The sequence below is a fragment of the Kitasatospora purpeofusca genome (assembly GCF_036010405.1).
In the GTDB taxonomy this organism is placed as follows: Bacteria; Actinomycetota; Actinomycetes; order Streptomycetales; family Streptomycetaceae; genus Kitasatospora; species Kitasatospora purpeofusca.
Genome location: NZ_CP108561.1, coordinates 7046870 through 7065185, shown reverse-complemented (window position 1 = coordinate 7065185; position 18316 = coordinate 7046870). Strand labels below are relative to the sequence as shown.

The 18316-nt window shown below is 74.5% G+C and carries 13 protein-coding genes; 3 read left to right on the top strand and 10 right to left on the bottom strand.

Annotated elements, in window-relative coordinates:
- Positions 1 to 37: 37 nt before the first annotated feature.
- From OG715_RS30970 to OG715_RS30960, 3 genes are all read right to left on the bottom strand, one after another.
- Complete coding sequence (locus tag OG715_RS30970; RefSeq protein WP_380299711.1) at positions 38 to 1105, bottom strand: ParA family protein; 1068 nt, start codon at positions 1103 to 1105, stop codon at positions 38 to 40.
- Positions 1106 to 1577: 472 nt separating this feature from the next.
- The gene (gene ald / locus OG715_RS30965; RefSeq protein WP_045940690.1) at positions 1578 to 2693 is read right to left on the bottom strand and encodes an alanine dehydrogenase; all 1116 of its coding nucleotides are present in this window, start codon (positions 2691 to 2693) and stop codon (positions 1578 to 1580) included.
- A 261-nt stretch (positions 2694 to 2954) separates the two neighbouring features.
- Positions 2955 to 5033, bottom strand: a complete 2079-nt coding sequence (locus OG715_RS30960; RefSeq protein WP_266274006.1) for a tetratricopeptide repeat protein — start codon at positions 5031 to 5033, stop codon at positions 2955 to 2957.
- 160 nt (positions 5034 to 5193) lie between these two features.
- Here OG715_RS30960 and OG715_RS30955 point away from each other — a divergent pair, with 160 nt between their 5' ends.
- Positions 5194 to 5322: a hypothetical protein gene (locus OG715_RS30955; RefSeq protein WP_266274007.1), complete on the top strand. Its 129-nt coding sequence runs from the start codon at positions 5194 to 5196 to the stop codon at positions 5320 to 5322.
- A 142-nt stretch (positions 5323 to 5464) separates the two neighbouring features.
- On the opposite strand, the gene OG715_RS30950 is transcribed toward OG715_RS30955, so the two are convergent.
- Positions 5465 to 6109, bottom strand: a complete 645-nt coding sequence (locus tag OG715_RS30950) for an NUDIX domain-containing protein (RefSeq protein ID WP_266274008.1) — start codon at positions 6107 to 6109, stop codon at positions 5465 to 5467.
- Between the two features lie 94 nt (positions 6110 to 6203).
- Positions 6204 to 7847, bottom strand: coding sequence for a CTP synthase (locus OG715_RS30945; RefSeq protein WP_030396093.1), 1644 nt, complete (start codon positions 7845 to 7847; stop codon positions 6204 to 6206).
- 817 nt (positions 7848 to 8664) lie between these two features.
- Between OG715_RS30945 and OG715_RS30940 the strand changes: the two genes are divergently transcribed.
- A complete protein-coding gene (locus OG715_RS30940) occupies positions 8665 to 10704 on the top strand; it encodes a glycoside hydrolase family 15 protein (protein WP_266274009.1) in 2040 nt (679 codons plus the stop codon).
- 19 nt (positions 10705 to 10723) lie between these two features.
- On the opposite strand, the gene OG715_RS30935 is transcribed toward OG715_RS30940, so the two are convergent.
- The 3 genes from OG715_RS30935 to yczE all read right to left on the bottom strand — a co-directional run bounded on the left by OG715_RS30935 (position 10724) and on the right by yczE (position 14770).
- On the bottom strand, positions 10724 to 11893 hold the full coding sequence (locus tag OG715_RS30935) for a glycosyltransferase family 4 protein (protein WP_266274010.1): 1170 nt from the start codon (positions 11891 to 11893) through the stop codon (positions 10724 to 10726).
- 178 nt (positions 11894 to 12071) lie between these two features.
- The gene (gene recN / locus OG715_RS30930) at positions 12072 to 13805 is read right to left on the bottom strand and encodes a DNA repair protein RecN (protein WP_266274647.1); all 1734 of its coding nucleotides are present in this window, start codon (positions 13803 to 13805) and stop codon (positions 12072 to 12074) included.
- Positions 13806 to 13996: 191 nt separating this feature from the next.
- Positions 13997 to 14770: a membrane protein YczE gene (yczE, locus tag OG715_RS30925; RefSeq protein ID WP_407661040.1), complete on the bottom strand. Its 774-nt coding sequence runs from the start codon at positions 14768 to 14770 to the stop codon at positions 13997 to 13999.
- Between the two features lie 135 nt (positions 14771 to 14905).
- Here yczE and yczR point away from each other — a divergent pair, with 135 nt between their 5' ends.
- Entirely contained in the window at positions 14906 to 16429 is a 1524-nt protein-coding gene (gene yczR / locus OG715_RS30920; protein ID WP_266274011.1) for a MocR-like transcription factor YczR, read from the top strand.
- A gap of 54 nt (positions 16430 to 16483) precedes the next feature.
- Here the strand turns inward: yczR and OG715_RS30915 are convergent, their stop codons facing one another.
- Positions 16484 to 17386 (bottom strand): NAD kinase, encoded by a 903-nt coding sequence (locus OG715_RS30915; RefSeq protein WP_266274012.1) that lies wholly within the window; start codon positions 17384 to 17386, stop codon positions 16484 to 16486.
- A 92-nt stretch (positions 17387 to 17478) separates the two neighbouring features.
- Complete coding sequence (locus OG715_RS30910; RefSeq protein WP_266274650.1) at positions 17479 to 18285, bottom strand: TlyA family RNA methyltransferase; 807 nt, start codon at positions 18283 to 18285, stop codon at positions 17479 to 17481.
- Positions 18286 to 18316: the final 31 nt, after the last annotated feature.

The following is an 18316-nucleotide window of genomic DNA, read 5'->3' as shown; positions in this document are numbered from 1 at the left end:
CCGGTGGTTCGGAACAGCTCGTCGGCCCCCGGGAGACTCACTCGGCGGGGCGGCACCGGTCGAGCACCTCCCTGGCGAGCTGGCGGTAGGCGGCGGCACCGACCGAATTGGTCGCGTACGTCGTGATCGGTTCGCCGGCGACGGTGGTCTCCGGGAAGCGCACGGTCCGCCCGATGACGGTGTGGAAGACGTGCTCGCCGAACGCCTCGACGACGCGCGCCAGCACCTCGCGGCTGTGCACGGTGCGGGAGTCGTACATGGTGGCGAGGATGCCGTCCAGCCGCAGCTCCGGGTTGAGCCGCTCGCAGACCTTCTCGATGGTCTCGGTGAGCAGCGCGACACCGCGCAGTGCGAAGAACTCGCACTCCAGCGGCACGATCACGCTGTGAGCGGCCGTCAGCGCATTGACCGTCAGCAGACCCAGCGAGGGCTGGCAGTCGATGATGACGAAGTCGTAGTCGGGCAGCAGCGGCTTCAGGGCGCGCGCCAGCGCGGACTCCCGGGCCACCTCGCTGACCAGCTGCACCTCGGCGGCGGAGAGGTCGATGTTGGACGGCAGCAGGTCCATGCCCGGCACGGCCGTCTTCAGCAGCACCTCATCGGCCGTCAGCCCGCGCTCCATGAGCAGGTTGTAGACGGTGACGTCGAGTTCCATCGGGTTGACGCCGAGTCCGACGGAGAGGGCGCCCTGCGGGTCGAAGTCGACGAGCAGCACGCGGCGGCCGTACTCGGCGAGCGCGGCACCCAGGTTGATGGTCGACGTGGTCTTGCCGACGCCGCCCTTCTGGTTGCACATCGCGATGATCTGGGCGGGGCCGTGCTCGGCCACCGGCGCCGGGATCGGGAAGTACGGCAGCGGACGTCCGGTCGGGCCGATCCGCTCGCGGCGCTGACGCGCGGCGTCGGGGGCGAGCGTGGCCGCGTACTCCGGGTCCGGCTCGTACTCGGCGTCGGGGTCGTCGTAGGCGCCGTAGGCGAACTCGCCGTAGGCCAGGCCGTGGGCCGGCAGTTCGGCGTCGTAGTCGGTCACCGTGGTCACCTGTGCTGTGTTCTGGCGTGCTTCGAAAGTACGGAGAGCGACCGAGCCGACCTCGGCCGAGCCCACGGAGGCCTGCCTGGCCCCGGACTCCCCACTCGGCTGGCCGGCGGTGTGCTCCGCCAGTCCTGGCTGACCACCCCCGGGAGCAAATGTCGACTCATTCACAAGTCGTCTTACCTCCTTGGGCATCCAGGACTCTATGTCGATTCGTCAGCGTGGCAGCATGCCGACGGTTTGCGACTCTAGGCCGTTCAAGGCGTTCGCAGCAACACAATCCACGGTAGTGGGCAGGATGTGTCGACTATCGGGCAACCCTCTGTCAAGGGATGCGAGGGCCCTTGACCCTAACGTTTCTGCGGTGGGGTGACACGACCCACAGAAATTGACGACAGAGCGACCCACCCGTTCCGCCCCCGAAGTCGTCACCGGGTTCACCCGTCGTTCACACCCTCCGCGGGGACACAGCGTGACCCCGCGGACGGGCACGGCGAAGCCCCCGACCCGAGGACATCGGGTCGGGGGCGACACTGGGTGGTGCTCAGGCGAGCACGGACTCCAGGGAGACCGACTCCAGGCCGAACGCCTCGGCGACGGCGGCGAAGGTGATCTGGCCCTCGTGGACGTTCAGACCCTTGGCGAGCGCGGCGTCGCGGCGCAGCGCGTCCTTCCAGCCCCGGTTGGCCAGCTCGACGACGTACGGCAGCGTCGCGTTGGTCAGCGCGTAGGTGGAGGTGTTCGGGACGGCGCCCGGCATGTTGGCCACGCAGTAGAAGACCGAGTTGTGGACCTGGAAGGTCGGCTCGGCGTGCGTGGTGGCGTGCGAGTCCTCGAAGCAGCCGCCCTGGTCGATGGCGATGTCGACGAGCACGGAGCCCGGCTTCATGCGGGAGACCAGCTCGTTGGTGACGAGCTTCGGGGCCTTGGCGCCCGGGATCAGCACCGCGCCGATGACCAGGTCGGCCTCGATGACGGCCTTCTCCAGCTCGAAGGAGTTGGACATGATGGCCTTGATCTTCGTGCCGAAGATCTTGTCGGCCTCGCGCAGCTTGTTGATGTCGCGGTCCAGCAGGGTCACGTCGTAGCCCATGCCGATGGCGATGGTGGCCGCGTGCCAGCCGGAGACGCCGCCACCGATGACGACGGCCTTGGCCGGGTGGGTGCCGGGGACGCCGCCCGGGAGGGTACCGCGGCCGCCGGCCGGGCGCATCAGGTGGTAGGAGCCGACCTGCGGGGCCAGCCGGCCCGCGACCTCGGACATCGGGGCGAGCAGCGGCAGGGCGCCGTTGGCGAGCTGCACGGTCTCGTACGCGATGGCGGTGGTGCCGGAGGCGACCAGCGCGTCGGTGCCGGCCCGGTCGGCCGCCAGGTGGAGGTACGTGAAGACCGTCTGGCCCTTGCGCAGGCGGTGGTACTCCTGCGCGATGGGCTCCTTGACCTTCAGCAGCAGGTCGGCGGTGGCCCACACCTCGTCGGCGGTGGGGAGGATGGTGGCGCCGGCGGCCACGTACTCCTCGTTCGGGATCGAGGAGCCGACACCGGCGTTGTCCTCGATGTAGACCTCGTGCCCGTTGCGGACGAGCTCATGCACGCCGGCGGGCGTGATGGCCACGCGGTACTCGTGGTTCTTGACCTCGCGGGGGATGCCGACCTTCACGGCTAAACACGTCCTCTTGCCATGGGGGTCCCTACCGGAGAAGACCGGCGGGCGACGCGCACGGGGGGAAGCCTCCGGATGGCACCGGGGCACGGCTCGCTGCGCGACTGAGTACGAGTGTAATGAAGCCCAGGCGGCCTGTCAGCCTTCCAAAGTGAATAAATCCGTCGAGCTCATTGGCAGGTTCGTAGGCTTCCATCGCGATCTTCCTGCCAAAGCCGTGCCGACCAGGCATATTCGACAATACTCCTGAACCGGGACCTACCACCCGGCGGAGACCCGTTCCCGCAGCTCGGCGAGGGCGGCGGCGACGGCCTCCCGGCCCCGTTCGTCACCGATCCGGCGCAGCACCGAGAGGGACGCCCGGTACTCCCGCTCCGCCTCGTCGAACCGGCGCTGGGCCGCGTGCGCCTCGGCCACCCGGGCCAGCAGCCGGGCCTCGGCGGCCTGGTCCCCCATCGACTGCCGGACACCCAGCGCCCGGCCGTACCAATCGGCGGCGCGCACGGCATCGCCGAGCGCCCGGTGACAGCCCGCCGCGCCCTCCAGCGCGCGGGCACAGAGCGCCTCGTCGTCGGCGGTCCTGGCGTGCTCCAGGGCCGCCCGGTAGTGCCCGGAGGCCTGTTCCCAGCGGCCCGCGGCGGCCTGGAGGTCGCCCAGGTTGAGCAGCGCGGCCGAGGCCCGGCGCGGCCGGCCGTGGCGCTCGGCCACCGTCAGCACCAGCTCGTGCAACTGGTGGAGGTCGGCCGGGGCGGCGGCGCCGGTCAGCGGCAGCGACCGGAGCAGCGCGGTGACCAGCCGGCCCGCCGAGCCGTCGAGATCGCCCTGGCCGATCGCATCGGCGACCGCGCCGAGCAGCGGGTCCCGCTCGCCGAGCAGCCACTCCCGGGCATGGGCGGCGGACTTCAGGCGCAGCGGACCGGGCAGCGGGTCGGGCCCGGCGCCCTCGGACGAGTCGAGCAGCGAGCGGGCCGACTCGGTGAGCCGGACCAGCCGCTCCAGCAGCCGGGCCCGGGCCAGTTCGATCTCGGCGGGCCGGTCGTCCCGCTCGCGCAGCCGGACCAGCCGGGGGTGGAGCCGGCCGGGGACGCGGTAGCGGGCGGTGCCGTCCGCGGCCGGCGGCTCCTCGGCCAGCAGCTCCCGCTCGGCGAGCGCGGCCAGGGTGGTCGCGGCCTCCGGGGCCGGGCAGCCGACCAGCGCGGAGGCGGTGCGCGGGTCCGCGGACTGGGCGGGGGCCAGGGTGAGCGCGCGCAGCATCCGGGCCTGTGCGGCGGTCAGACCGGCGTAGGCCAGGGTGAAGGCGCCGACCAGCGGGTCGTTGTCGGGTACCGGGACGGGTTCGGCGGGCTCCGGCCCGGGCCGGACCCAGGCGGCCGGGTCACGGGCCGGCTCCGCCGGCGGGTCCACCGCGGCGGCGGGCTCAGGCCCGGTCACGGCCGCCCCGCGCCGCCCCTTGCCCCGCTCCCCTTTGCCCTGCTCCCCCTTGCCCTTCCCGTTCGGCGCCGGCGGCTCCACGGCCTCCACCGGCTCCTTCACGCCCTCCGGCTCCGCCTTCCCGGCCTCGGCGACGGCCCGCAGCAGTTCCTTCGCCGCCTCCGTCACCGCCAGCTCCGGCTTGCCGCGCAGCCGCCCGGCCATCAGCCGCAGCGCCGCCGGCTGGGAGCCGCAGGCCTCCGCCAGGTCCGCCGCGCCGACCGGGTCGCAGCCGATCCTGGTGCCGCCGACCAGGTCGCCGAGCAGCTCGGCGGCGGCCGTCCGGTCGAGCCCGCCGAGGATCACCGGATCGATGTCCTCGATCCCGGTGAGCGGCCCGGCCGTGGTGGCGAGCACCAGGCAGCCGGGCTCGTCCGCGAGCAGCGGCCACAGCTGCCCGGCGTCCCGGACGTCGTCCAGCACCAGCAGCACCCGCCGCCCGGTCAGCGCGGCGCGCAGCGCGACGCACGCCGGGTCGTCCCGGCCGTCCCCGGCGGCGCCGGGCAGCGGGACGTCGGCGGTGTCCGCGCCGAGCTGCTCCAGCAACCGGCGGGCGGCCCTGGCGGGCGGCACCCGGCCGCCGTCGGGGGCGGACAGCCGGGCGAACAGCACACCGTCGGGGTACTGGCCGGCGACGGTGACGGCGAACCGGACGGCCAGCGCGGTACGGCCCGAACCGGGCCGCCCGGCCAGGACCAGCACCGGGCTGCGGCCCTCGGCCGGACGCACGGCGGCGGCCCGGAGCGCGGCCAGCTCGGTGCGCCGGCCGACGAACAGGGCGGGGCCGGCGGGCAGCCGGTCCAGCCCGGGAACACGCTCGGCGGGCGCGCCGGTCCCGGCCTCCATGGTCGCCGTCTTCCTCGCCACCCGTGCCACTCCCGACGTCACCCAGCACCGACCGGCGGCCGCCCGCGACGGACGCCCCGTCTGCGAAGCGTAGTTCGGCCGCCCGCCCCGACCGAGGTGACATCCGGTCGTACGAACCGGTAAATCACCCCCCCGGCCCCAAACCCGCCAGAACTCACCCGTGGAGACCCCGGTCGGACACCACCACGAGGAGCCCTCACTCACGCCACGCACGGACCGCGACCAGGCCGAGGGGGTGCGCCAGCCGGTCACCGAACCCCGCACCCCGACCCCCACCCACCCGCCGTGACCCCCACCACGCACGGACCGCGAGCGAGCCGAAGGGGCGCGCCGGTGCCGAAAGGGAGAAGCGAGGACGACGCGACGAAGGAGCGGCGTTGGAGCGCCGACCGTCGGCACCGGACAAAAGCGCCCCGGAGGCGAGCCGAGCCTCAGATAAACGGCCTCGCGGGCCACGGCGAGTCCGCCGCCCGCAGCGCGTCCAGCCCCCCGGGCCCGTGCAGGGCCGCGTACACCGCCAGGGTCCCGGTGATCAGGGTCGGGTTGTGCAGCTCGCCGGCGTGGATCAGCCGGACCAGCTCCTCGACCGGCACCCGGGCGGACTCCAGCTCCAGTTCCTCCCCGTGCGCCTCGTACCGGTCCCCCTCGGCCTCGGAGAGGTCGGTGGCGAGGAAGAGCCGCAGTGCCTCGTCGGTGCCGCCGGGCGAGGTGTAGAAGTCGACCAGCACCCGCCATTCCCCGGCCTTGCAGTGCGCCTCCTCGTACAGCTCGCGCTGGGCGGCGTGCAGCGGGTTCTCGCCGGGCACGTCGAGCAGCCCGGCCGGAAGCTCCCAGAGCCGCTGGCGGACGGGGTGGCGGTACTGGCGCAGGATCAGCACCCGCTGCCGCTCGTCCAGGGCGAGGACGGAGACCGATCCGGGGTGGGTCTGGTAGTCCCGGCGGGCCCAGCTGCCGTCGGGCATCAGGACCTCCTCGGTGCGCACCCCGGTGACCCGGCCCTGGAACGGGGTGGTGCTCCCCCGGATCTCCCACTCCTCGGCCACGTCGGCGACATCGGCGGTGCTGCGGTCGTCCATCACGCTCTCCCCTTTTCGTCAGTACGACACAATCTAACGCCGAACGGCGGCCCCGCAGGAATCGCGGGACCGCCGTCCGGGGAACGGACCGGGACTACTGGGCGTCGGCCGGCGCCGTCTTGATCTCGATCGCGGCCTTGACCAGACCCGCGAACAGCGGGTGCGGGCGGGTCGGCCGGGACTTCAGCTCCGGGTGGGCCTGGGTGGCCACCAGGTAGGGGTGCACCTCGCGCGGGTACTCGACGTACTCGACCAGGTCGCCCTTCGGGGAGAGGCCGGAGAACTGCAGGCCGGTCTTCTCCAGGTCCGCGCGGTAGGCGTTGTTGACCTCGTAGCGGTGGCGGTGGCGCTCCTCGACGTACTGCTCGCCCGCGTAGACCTCGCGGACGATCGAGCCCTCGGCGAGCTTGGCCGGGTAGAGGCCCAGGCGCATGGTGCCGCCCAGGTCGCCCTTGCCGTCGACGATGGCCAGCTGCTCGGCCATGGTGGAGACGACCGGGTGCTTGGCGGCGGCGTCGAACTCGGTGGAGTTCGCCTCGGGCAGGCCGGCCAGGTTGCGGGCGGCCTCGATGACGACGCACTGCAGGCCCAGGCAGAGGCCGAGCAGCGGCACCTTGTTCTCGCGGGCGAAGGTGATCGCGCCGACCTTGCCGTTGACGCCGCGGTCGCCGAAGCCGCCGGGGATGCAGATCGCGTCCACGTCGCCGAGCTGCTCGCGGGCGCCCTCGGGGGTCTCGCAGTCGTCCGAGGTGACCCACTTGATCTCGACCCGGGCGTTGTTGGCGAAGCCGCCGGCGCGCAGCGCCTCGGTCACCGACAGGTAGGCGTCCGGGAGGTCGATGTACTTGCCGACCAGGGCGACCTTGACGATGTGCTGCGGCTCGTGGACGCGGCGCAGCAGGTCGTCCCAGGTGGTCCAGTCCACGTCGCGGAACGGCAGGTCCAGGCGGCGGACGACGTAGGCGTCCAGGCCCTCGCCGTGCAGCACCTTGGGGATGTCGTAGATCGACTTGGCGTCGATGGCCGCGACCACGGCCTCCTCGTCGACGTCGCACATCAGCGAGATCTTGCGCTTGATGGCCTGCGGCACCTCGCGGTCGGCGCGCAGCACGATGGCGTCGGGCTGGATGCCGATGTTGCGCAGCGCGGCGACGGAGTGCTGGGTCGGCTTGGTCTTGAGCTCGCCCGAGGGGCCGATGTAGGGGAGCAGCGAGACGTGCACGAAGAAGACGTTGTCCCGGCCGACCTCGTGGCGGACCTGGCGGACGGCCTCCAGGAACGGCAGCGACTCGATGTCGCCGACGGTCCCGCCGACCTCGGTGATCACCACGTCCACGTCCTCGGTCGCCATCCGGCGGATCCGGGACTTGATCTCGTTGGTGATGTGCGGGATGACCTGGACGGTGTCGCCCAGGTACTCGCCGCGGCGCTCCTTGGCGATGACGGTCGAGTACACCTGGCCGGTGGTGACGTTGGCCGACCCGTGCAGGTTGGTGTCGAGGAACCGCTCGTAGTGACCGATGTCGAGGTCGGTCTCGGCGCCGTCGTCGGTGACGAAGACCTCACCGTGCTGGAACGGGTTCATGGTGCCCGGGTCCACGTTGAGGTACGGGTCGAGCTTCTGCATCGTCACGCGCAGGCCGCGGGCCTTGAGCAGGGCACCGAGGCTGGAGGCGGTGAGGCCCTTGCCGAGCGACGAGGCGACACCCCCGGTGACGAAGAGGTGCTTGGTCGTCACGGCGCGGCCGTTCGATGCCTTGCCGGAATGGGGCTGTGCCAAGAGGGGGCTCCCGTGGGTCGCGTGTCGAAGGTGACGTGGTGGGAGGCTCGCGGCTCGCCGTCGCGACGGGGGAGGGCGGTGCTGCGCACGGAGCCCTGAGGGTCGTCGGTTCGGCCGGTCCGGGGCGTTTGATCCCACCGGTCCACGGGATACCAGGGTATCAGCGACCCGGCCCGGACGCGTTCCGGCCCGCCGTCGGCGGGCCCCGGGGCCCCGGTTTCCGGTCGGGGAGCCGCAGGGGCGCTCCCGGGGCGCACGCCAGGCGCACCACCGGCGCACCATCCGGCGCAACGGTCACACCCGTTGCACCACCCGCCCGTCCGGGCCACCCGGCGGCGGTCCGGAGCCCTCGGGCGGGCCATCGGCGGATCCCCACTTCGTGCCATCCGGAGCTGATCCTTCCGAGCCATCCTGACGGCCGCTCCCGCGATGCGCGGTATTTCCGCCGAAATGCGGCGCCACATCGCGCTGCGCCCGCGTGCTTCGCCCCTTTCGTCCGTCGTAAGCTGCTCGGACGCATCGCCGACAACACGAGCTCGCGGAGGGCGTGGGAGGGTCAGGAACCTCTCGGTCCCCGATGCGCGACCGGACCTCCCCGCAGTGCCGCTCCTCCCACCCACCCAGAGGCTCGACCGAGCCCTCGCGGATGCTCCGGCAAGGCCCGCCACCACCCCACGGAGGGCCGGACGTCCCGGGGTGGCCCAGGTCCCGCGGTCCCGCTGGCTCCCCCTCGGATCGCCGATGCGTCGTGACCACATTGCGAACTGGAGATCACGTGGCCGGCCGTATCGAGGACTACGCACTCATCGGGGACATGCAGACCGCCGCCCTCGTCAGCAGGGACGGAGCGGTCGACTGGCTCTGTCTGCCCCGGTTCGACTCGCCGGCGGTGTTCGCCGGCCTTCTCGGCACCGACGAACACGGCTTCTGGCGGATCGGCCCCGCCGAGGCGGTGGCCACCGCACTGCCGCACCCGGCCACCGCGCCCGCCGCCGAACCGGCCGACCCCTCGGCCGCGCGGCCGAGGCTCGCCGACACCGGCGACCTGAGGGTCCCGCCGCCCACCGCGGCCGCCCCCGCCGTGCCCGCCGACCGCCGCCGCTACCGGGGCGACTCGCTGATCCTGGAACAGGAGTGGGACTCCCAGGGCGGCACCGTCCGGGTCATCGACTTCATGCCGCCCCGCCCGCTGGCCGGGAAGGACGCCGTGCCGCAGGTGATCCGGATCGTCGAGGGCGTGGCCGGCACCGTGCGGATGCGCTCCGCCCTGCGGATGCGTTTCAGCTACGGCCGGGTCGTCCCCTGGGTGCACCGGGTGGAGCAGCCCGACGGCGGCCACCGCACCGTCGCCGTGGCCGGGCCGGACTCGGTCTGGCTGGACGGCGAGGCCGACACCTACGGGCGCAACCTCACCACCTATGCCGACTTCACCGTCCGGGCCGGCGAACGGATCGCCTTCGCCCTCACCTGGCAGGCCTCCCACCTGGAGCAGCCGACCCCGCCGGACGCCGAGGGACTGCTGGAGGCCACCGCCGACTTCTGGCTCGACTGGGTCGGCCAGTGCACCTACCAGGGCCCCTACCGGGAGGCCGTGGTCCGCTCGCTGATCACCCTCAAGGGCCTCACCTACGCCCCCACCGGCGGGATCGTGGCCGCCCCCACCACCTCGCTGCCCGAGGACATCGGCGGCGAGCGCAACTGGGACTACCGCTACACCTGGCTCAGGGACGCCGCGATCACCCTCTCCTCGCTGCTGCGCACCGGCTACCGCGACGAGGCCAAGGCCTGGCGCGAGTGGCTGCTGCGCGCGGTCGCGGGCGACCCGGAGAACCTCCAGATCATGTACGGCATCGCCGGCGAGCGCGAGCTCACCGAGTCCGCGCTGGACTGGCTGCCCGGCTACGAGGGCTCGCAGCCGGTCCGGGTCGGCAACGGCGCGGCCGGCCAGCTCCAGCTGGACGTCTACGGCGAGGTCGTCGAGGCGCTGCACCTGGCCCACATGACCGGTCTGGTCCGCAACGACCACGCCCACCACCTCCAGCTGCGGCTGATCGAGTACCTGGAGGACCACTGGACCGAGCCGGACGAGGGCATCTGGGAGGTCCGCGGGCCGCGCCGGCACTTCGTCCACTCCAAGGTGATGGCCTGGGTCGCGGTGGACCGCACCATCAAGCTGCTGGAGCAGACCCCCGAGGACGCCCCGGCCGGCGGCCAGCTGGAGCGCTGGCGGGAGCTGCGCGACACCATCCACCGGGACGTCTGCGAGCGGGGCTACGACCCCGGCCGCAACACCTTCACCCAGTACTACGGCGGCAAGGAGCTGGACGCCTCGCTGCTGCTCATCCCGCAGGTCGGCTTCCTGCCGCCCGACGACAAGCGGGTGATCGGCACCATCGAGGCGATCCAGCGCGAGCTGTCCACCGAGGACGGCTTCGTGCTCCGCTACCCGACCCACGACGAGTCGGGGAACAACGTCGACGGCCTCTCCGGCCACGAGGGCGCCTTCCTGGCCTGCTCGTTCTGGCTGGCCGACGACCTCGCCATGATCGGCCGGGTGCAGGAGGCACGGGAGCTGTTCGACCGGCTGCTGTCGCTGCGCAACGACCTCGGGCTGCTCGCCGAGGAGTGGGACCCGCGGCTCAAGCGCCAGGTCGGCAACTTCCCGCAGGCCTTCAGCCACGTCCCGCTGATCGACACCGCGCTGCGGCTCACCGCCTGCGGCGGCGCCTACCTGTCGGCCCAGCCGGACGGCCCGGCCGCCGAACGGGCCGGCGAGCGGGCCGGCGAGCGGGCCGGCGAGCAGGCCACCGTCTGACCCGCCGCCACCGTCGCGCTCACCCGTTGCGCTGCACCAGCTCGTCGTAGGTGCTGAGCACCTGGGCGACGGTGGCGGCCTCGTCCGGCCAGGTCTCCGCCTGCTGCCGGCCGGCCGCCACCAGGCGCTCGCGGCGCTCCGGGTCGGCCAGCAGCTCCCGCACCGCCCGCCCGAGGGCCGCCGCGTCGCCGGGCGGGACCAGTACGGCGGCATCGCCGACCAGTTCGGGGATGCCGCCGACGGCGGTGGCGACCACCGGCACGCCGGCCCGCATCGCCTCCTGCACCACCAGCGAGCGGGCCTCCCAGCGGCTGGGGAGCACCAGCACGTCGGCGGCGGCCAGCAGGTCGGACACGTCGGTGCGGTAGCCGAGCAGCCGCACCGGCAGCTTCTCGGCGGTCACCCGCTCGCGCAGCCCGGCGGCCTCCGGGCCGTCCCCGGCCAGCAGCACCAGCGGCTCGGGCGTGAGCGCGGCCAGGTCGCGGGCCGCGTCCAGCAGCAGCCCGAAGGCCTTCTGCGGGACGAGCCGGCCGACCGCGAGGACCAGCGGGCGGTCCGGGCCGCCGTCGAGCAGCGCCGCCCTGGCCCCGGCCCTGGGCAGCCGCGCCTCGGGCATCGGCGGGGCCGCGACCGGGCCCAGCCGGGCGTCGGTGGCACCGAGTTCGCGGGCCCGGGCCACCAGGTCGGAGGAGGCGCCCAGGACGAGGTCGGCGGCGCGCGCCACCCGCCGCTCCATCAGCCGCTGGAGGCGGCGCTCCATGCCGGTGGCGTCCAGCGCGTGGTGCGAGGTGACCACCAGCGGCGTCTCCGGGCGCAGGCCCGGGAAGCGGCCGGCGGTGCGCAGCGCGAGGTCGGACAGCAGCCCCGCGCGCAGGCCGTGGGCGTGCACCACGTCGGCGCCGGTGAAGGCGCGGCGCAGCTCGCCGATCGCGGTGGCGTCGCTGCGGGCGCCCGCGGTCGGGGTGATGTCGACCAGGTGGAACCGCGCGCCGGTGCGGGAGAAGCCGTACAGCGCGTCCGCCCCGGCGGGGGCGCACACCGTGACGGTCACTCCGTGCGCGACCAGGCCCTGTGCCAAGGAGCGCACATGCGCACCGATGCCGCCGCTACTGGCGGCCAGGACGAGCACCGCGTGCAGCTGCCCCGGTTCGGGGGTGGCCGCGGCTGCCCGGGCGGCGGAATGGTCCACGTCGTCTCGCATCCGACTCGATCAGCTACGCGCGCCCCGGGCGGGGGTTGCCCGTCGGTGGCGCTCGGGACAGGAAGGGCCAGTGTCCAGCCGCCACCATGCCAGGTCGGCGGCCCTCTTGGACAGTCGGCGCCCCCGGCGGGGCGCGTCGTGGCCGGTCCGCGAGGGCCGCCCGGGTTCAGCGGTGGCGGGGGGCGCGGGCCGCGGCGAGCAACTCCTCCGCGTGCGCCCGGCCGAGCTCGGAGTCCTCCAGGCCGGCCAGCATCCGGGAGAGCTCGCGGACCCGCTCCTCGTCGGTCAGCACCTTGACGCCGCTGCGGGTCACGGTGCCGTCGTTGGTCTTCTCGACCACCAGGTGGCGGTCGGCGAAGGCCGCCACCTGCGGCAGGTGGGTGACGACGACGACCTGGGCACTCTCGGCGAGCTTGGCGAGCCGGCGGCCGATCTCGACCGCCGCCTTGCCGCCGACGCCCGCGTCCACCTCGTCGAACAGATAGGTGGGGACGGGGTCGGCGCCGGCGAAGACCACCTCGACGGCGAGCATCACCCGGGACAGCTCGCCGCCCGAGGCACCCTTGGCGATCGGCCGGGGCTGGGCGCCGGGGTGCGGGGCCAGCAGCACCTCGACCTCGTCCACGCCGTGCGGCCCGTAGGCGACGGTCCGGCCCTCGATCTCGATCCCGGACAGGTCGTCGACCTGGCTGATCGCGAAGGTGACCCGGGCGTGCGGCATGGCCAGTTCGGCGAGCTCGGCGGAGACGGCCGCCGCGAAGCGCCCGGCGGCGGCCTGCCGGGCGGCAGACACCTCGGCCGCGAGTTCGGCCAGCTCGCCGCGCAGCTCGGTCTCCCGGGCGCCGAGCTCGTCGATCCGCTCGTCGTCGCCGTCGAGCTCGGAGAGCCGGGCGGAGCCGGACTCGGCCCAGGCGATCACCTCGGCCAGCGAGTTCTCCGGGCCGCCGTACTTGCGCAGCAGCTGGGACAGCACGGCCCGGCGGTCCTCGACGGCGGCCAGCCGGACCGGGTCGGCGTCCAGGTCGTCGGCGTAGCCGGCCAGGTCGCCGGCCACGTCGGCGAGCAGGTAGCCGACCTCGTTGAGCCGGTCGGCGAGGGCGGCGAGCCGCTCGTCGTGGTGCCGGACGGCGTCCAGCGCGCGGCGGGACTGGGCGAGCAGGGTGCCCGCGTCCAGCGCCTCCGGGTCGGCCGGGTCGCCGGCCAGGGCGGCGTGGGCGAGGGTCGCGGCGGAGGAGAGCGCGTCGGCGTGGCCGAGCCGCTCGGCCTCGGCGGACAGCCCCTCGTCCTCGCCCGCCACCGGTTCGGCGGCGGCGACCTCGTCGAGGCCGAACCGCAGCAGGTCAGCCTCCTGGGCGCGCTCGCGGGCCCGGGTGGTCAGCTCCTCCAGCGTCGAGGAGACCTCGCGCAGCCGGCGGTACACCTCGCGGTAGCGGGCCAGCGGCTCGGCGAGCGACTCGCCCGCGTACCGGTCCAGGGCGCCGCGCTGGCGGGCCGGGCGCAGCAGCCGCTGCTGGTCGGTCTGGCCGTGCACGGCGACGAGGTCCTCGCCGAGCTCGGCGAGTAGCCCGACCGGGACGGACCGGCCGCCGACGTGGGCGCGGGAGCGGCCCTCGGCGGAGACGGTCCGGCTGATCAGCAGCGCGCCGTCGTCCAGCTCGGCACCGGCCTCGACGGCGCGGGCGGCCACCGGCGAGCCGGGCGGCAGGTGCAGGCGCCCCTCGACGACCGCGCGCTCGCTGCCGTTGCGCACCAGGCCCGGGTCGGCCCGGCCGCCGAGCAGCAGGCCGAGGCTGGTCACCACCATGGTCTTGCCGGCTCCGGTCTCCCCGGTCACCGCTGTGAAGCCGGGGGCCAGCTCGACGACAGCGTCGTCGATGACCCCGAGATCCCGTATCCGCATCTCGTCCAACACGGAGACGACCTTACGAGGTTCCGCACCCGCCGCGCGACGAGCGGCAACGACGCGCGGCAACTCCGTGCCCCCAAGTTCATCCGTTCCGGGCGTTTCCGGACGGGCCGCGCCGTGAGCCGGGGCGGTCCTCCGTGCCCGCCCCACCGGCGGCCCCGGCCCGGGACGGGCCGGGCGACCCGTTACTCGCCCGGACCGGGCTTTCCGGCCTGCTCGGCGGTGGGCACGGTGAACCAGGGCAGGAAGAACTGCGCGAGCGGGCCGATCGTCAGCGCGTACGCGACGGTGCCCACCCCGGCCGTGCCGCCGAGCAGGACGCCCACCGCCAGCACCACCAGCTCGATGCCCGTGCGGATCAGCCGCAGCGAGCCCCCGGTGCGCCGGTGCAGCCCGGTCATCAGCCCGTCCCTCGGCCCCGGGCCCAGCCGGGCGCCGATGTACAGCCCGGTGGCCAGGCCGTTGAGCACGATCGCGGTGACCATCAGCACGATCCGGACCGGGAGCGCCTCCGGGGTGCCGACGAAGCGCAGGGTGAGGTCCATCGCGGCGCCGATCAGCAGCACATTGGCGACCGTGCCGACCCCGGGCAGCTGGCGCAGCGGGATCCACAGCAGCAGCACCAGGGCCCCGCAGATGGTGACCCAGGCGCCCACCGAGAGGCCGAAGCTGCCCTGGAGCCCCTGGTGGAACACGTCCCACGGGTCGAGCCCGAGGCCGGAGCGGAGCATCAGGCCCATGCTGCCGCCGTAGAGGGCGAGGCCGACCACCAGCTGCGGCAGGCGGCGGCCCAGGGCGTGGGTGTCGCCCAGCAGCCGCAGCAGCGGACCGGGCCGGGCGGCGGCACCGGCGGGGGCGGCACCGGCCGCCCCGGCGGCGGGGGACGGCGACGCGGGCCCGGACGGGCACTCGGACGGGGACGACGGGGACGGGGAAGGGAGGGCGCTCGTGGTGGCCATGGAATCTCCGGACAGATGGTGCTGCACCGCCGGCGGACCGGCCCGACAGTGGCGGTCTCTACAGCCGCCCTGTCATGATGGCCAAGCCAATAGGGCCCAAGACAGGGCCAATCACGAGTAAGTGGACTGATCACCTTGGCCGACTGGCAGACCACCGTCGCTCCCCCGGCGCTCGCCCGGCTGCTCGCCACCGCCCGGCTGCCCGAACCGCCCGGCGCCGCCCGCCGCCCCGCCTACCGCGCGCTCGCCGCCCGGATCCGGCTGCTGGTCTCGGAGGGCCGGCTGCCGGTCGGCGCCCGGCTGCCCGCCGAACGCGAGCTCGCCCTGGCCCTCGGGCTCAGCCGCACCACTGTCGCCACCGCCTACGAGGCCCTGCGGGCCGAGGGGTACCTGCACAGCCGGCGCGGCGCCGGCAGCTGGACCGCCCTGCCCGAGGGCTCCGCCCCGCCCAGCGACGCCCTGCACCCCGTCCCGCCGGACGAGCAGGGCAACATCCTGGACCTCGGCGTCGCCGCGCTGCCCGCCCCGCAGCCCTTCCTCTCCGCGGCCGCCGCCCGCGCCGTCGACCAGCTGCCCGCCTACGCCGCCGGGCACGGCCACTACCCGACCGGCGTCCCGGTGCTGCGCGAGGCCGTGGCCCGCCGGTACACCGAGCGCGGCCTGCCGACCACCCCGGACCAGATCCTGATCACCATCGGCGCGATGGGCGCCCTGCACCTGGTCCGGCAGGCCCTGCTCGGCCGGGGCGACCGGGTCGCCGTCGAGGCCCCCAGCTACGCCCACACCCTCCAGGCGCTGCGGCTCAGCGAGGCCCGACCGGTCCCCGTCCCCCTGCTCCACACGCCCCCCGGGCCGGGCGGCGGGGGCGGGCCGCGCTGGGACCTCGCCGAGTGGCGGCGGGTGCTGGGCGGGGCCGCGCCGAAGGCCGTCTATGTGATCCCCGACTTCCACAACCCCACCGGAGCGCTGATCGACGAGGAGCAGCGGCGCGAACTGCTCGCCGCCGCCCGGTCCGCCGGCGCCGTGGTGCTGGTCGACGAGACCACCGCCGAACTCGGCTGGGGCCTGCCCGAACGAGTGCCGCTCCCCCGCCCGACCGCCGCGCTGGACCGCGCCGCCCAGGTGGTCACCGTCGGCTCGGCCGGGAAGCTGCTCTGGGGCGGCCTGCGGATCGGCTGGGTGCGCGCCGCCCCCGCGCTGGTCCGCCGACTGGCCACCACCCGGGTCTACAGCGACGTCGGCGCCCCCGTGCTGGACCAGCTGATCGCCGCCGAGCTGCTGGCCGAGGACCTGCCGGCCGTCCGCGCCCACCAGCTGACCCGGCTGCGGGACACCGCCGAGGCGCTCACCACCGCCCTGCGCGAGCAGCTGCCGCACTGGCGCTTCACCGTGCCGCCGGGCGGGCTGTCGTTCTGGGTCGCCACCGGCGGGGTGTCGGGCACGGCGCTGGCCCGGGCCGGCGAGCGCTCCGGGGTCCGGCTCGCGGCCGGCAACCGGTTCGGCTCCGACGGCGCCTTCGAGCACCACATCCGGATCCCGCTCACCGTGCCCGCCCCGGCCGTGCCGGCCGCCGTCCGCCGGCTGGCGGAGACCGCCGCCCGCGCCGAGGACGACGGCGGCTGGCGGGGCACCGACGACAACCAGCCGCTCGCGGTCTGACGGAACGGCGGACCGGGCGACGCCGAGTCACCCGGTCCGCCCGCTCCGCGGAACTCAGGCGGTGTCCGCCCGGCCGCGCCAACCGGTCACCGGCAGCGCGAACTTGGCCACCAGCCGGTCCGTGAACGGCGCCCGGTGCAGCCTGGCCAGCCGCACCGGCGTCTGCCCCCGGCGCACCTCCACCCGCGCCCCGGCGGGCAGTTCGACCGAACGGCGGCCGTCGCACCACAGCACCCCGTGCGGGGTCTTCGGCTGCACCTCCACCGCCAGCACCGAGTTCGGCGAGGCCACCAGCGGCCGGGCGAACAGCGCGTGCGCGCTGATCGGCACCATCAGCAGGGCCTCCACCTCGGGCCAGACCACCGGCCCGCCGCCGGAGAACGCGTACGCCGTCGAGCCGGTCGGCGTCGCGCACACCACGCCGTCGCAGCCGAAGTTGGAGACCGGACGGCCGTCCACCTCGGTCACCACCTCGAGCATCCGCTCCCTGGCCGCCTTCTCGATCGAGGCCTCGTTCAGCGCCCAGTCGTGGTGCACCACGTCACCGTTGGTCCGGACGATCACGTCGAGGGTCATCCGCTCCTCGACCTCGTAGTCGGCGTCGACCACCCGCTCGACCACCACCGCCAGGTCGTCCCGCTCCGCCTCGGCCAGGAACCCGACCCGGCCCAGGTTGATGCCGAGCATCGGCAGCCCGTGCTCGCGCGCCAACTCCGCCCCGCGCAGCAGGGTCCCGTCCCCGCCGGCGACCAGGATCAGCTCGCAGCCGTCGGCCGCGCCAGGCCCCCCGGCCACCGTCTCCACGCCGTCCGGCAGGTCCAGGTCGACCGCCTCGGCAGCCAGCAGTCTGATCCGGATCCCCGCCTTCAGCAGGCCGTGCACCAGTCCCTCGACACTGCGCAGCGCCGCCTCGCGGCCCGTGTGCGCGATCAGGAAGACCGTACGTTCATCACTCATGCCCGCTGCCCTCTCCCTACGCCGGCCGGGTCGTCGTCGGCCCGGTACGGCCGCGCCACCCAGCATGACGGACCGGACGTTCGCAGAGCACCCTATCGGGGGCCTTCGGCGACAGCCCGGTCCGCCTCCGCGGGGTCCAGCTGCGGTGCGTCCCGGCGCATCCAGAGGAAGTACTCGACATTGCCCGACGGCCCCGGCAGGGGGCTCGCGGTGACCGCCCGCACACCCAGCCCGAGCAACCAGGCCTGCCCGGCCACCTGGCGCACCATCTCGGCCCGCAGCTGCGGGCTGCGCACCACGCCGCCGCTGCCGAGGCGCTCCTTGCCGATCTCGAACTGCGGCTTGACCATCAGCACCAGGTCCGCGTCCGGGGCGGCGCAGCCGGCCAGCGCGGGCAGCACCAGGCCCAGCGAGATGAAGGACAGGTCCCCCACCACCAGGTCGACCCGGGTGCCGCCGATCATCTCCGGGGTCAGCTCCCGGACGTTGGTGCGGTCCATCACGGTCACCCGGTCGTCACTCTGCAGCGACCAGGCCAGCTGCCCGTAGCCGACGTCCACCGCCAGCACGTGGGCGGCGCCCGCCCGCAGCAGCACATCGGTGAACCCGCCGGTGGACGCGCCCGCGTCCAGCGCCCGGCGGCCCTCGACGACCAGGCCCTGCGGCACGAACGCCGCGAACGCCCCGGCGAGCTTGTGGCCGCCGCGCGACACGTAGTCGGGATCGTTGTCGTCCGCGGCCACCACGACCGCCGCCGCGGTCTCCACCTGGGTGGCCGGCTTGGTCGCGGTGGTCCCGCCGACGGTCACCCGGCCGGCCGCGATCAGCTCGGAGGCGTGCTCCCGGGACCGGGCCAGCTTGCGGCGGACCAGCTCCGCGTCGAGTCGGCGTCGTGCCACTGCCACTGGTGTTTCAGCTCCTACGGTGGTT

Excerpts from the sequence above, each read along its gene's own strand:
- recN (WP_266274647.1), bottom strand. The coding sequence starts at position 13,805 with ATGCGGATACGGGATCTCGGGGTCATCGACGACGCTGTCGTCGAGCTG.
- OG715_RS30915 (WP_266274012.1), bottom strand. The coding sequence starts at position 17,386 with ATGAGTGATGAACGTACGGTCTTCCTGATCGCGCACACGGGCCGCGAG.
- OG715_RS30950 (WP_266274008.1), bottom strand. The coding sequence starts at position 6,109 with ATGGACGACCGCAGCACCGCCGATGTCGCCGACGTGGCCGAGGAGTGG.
- yczE (WP_407661040.1), bottom strand. The coding sequence starts at position 14,770 with ATGGCCACCACGAGCGCCCTCCCTTCCCCGTCCCCGTCGTCCCCGTCC.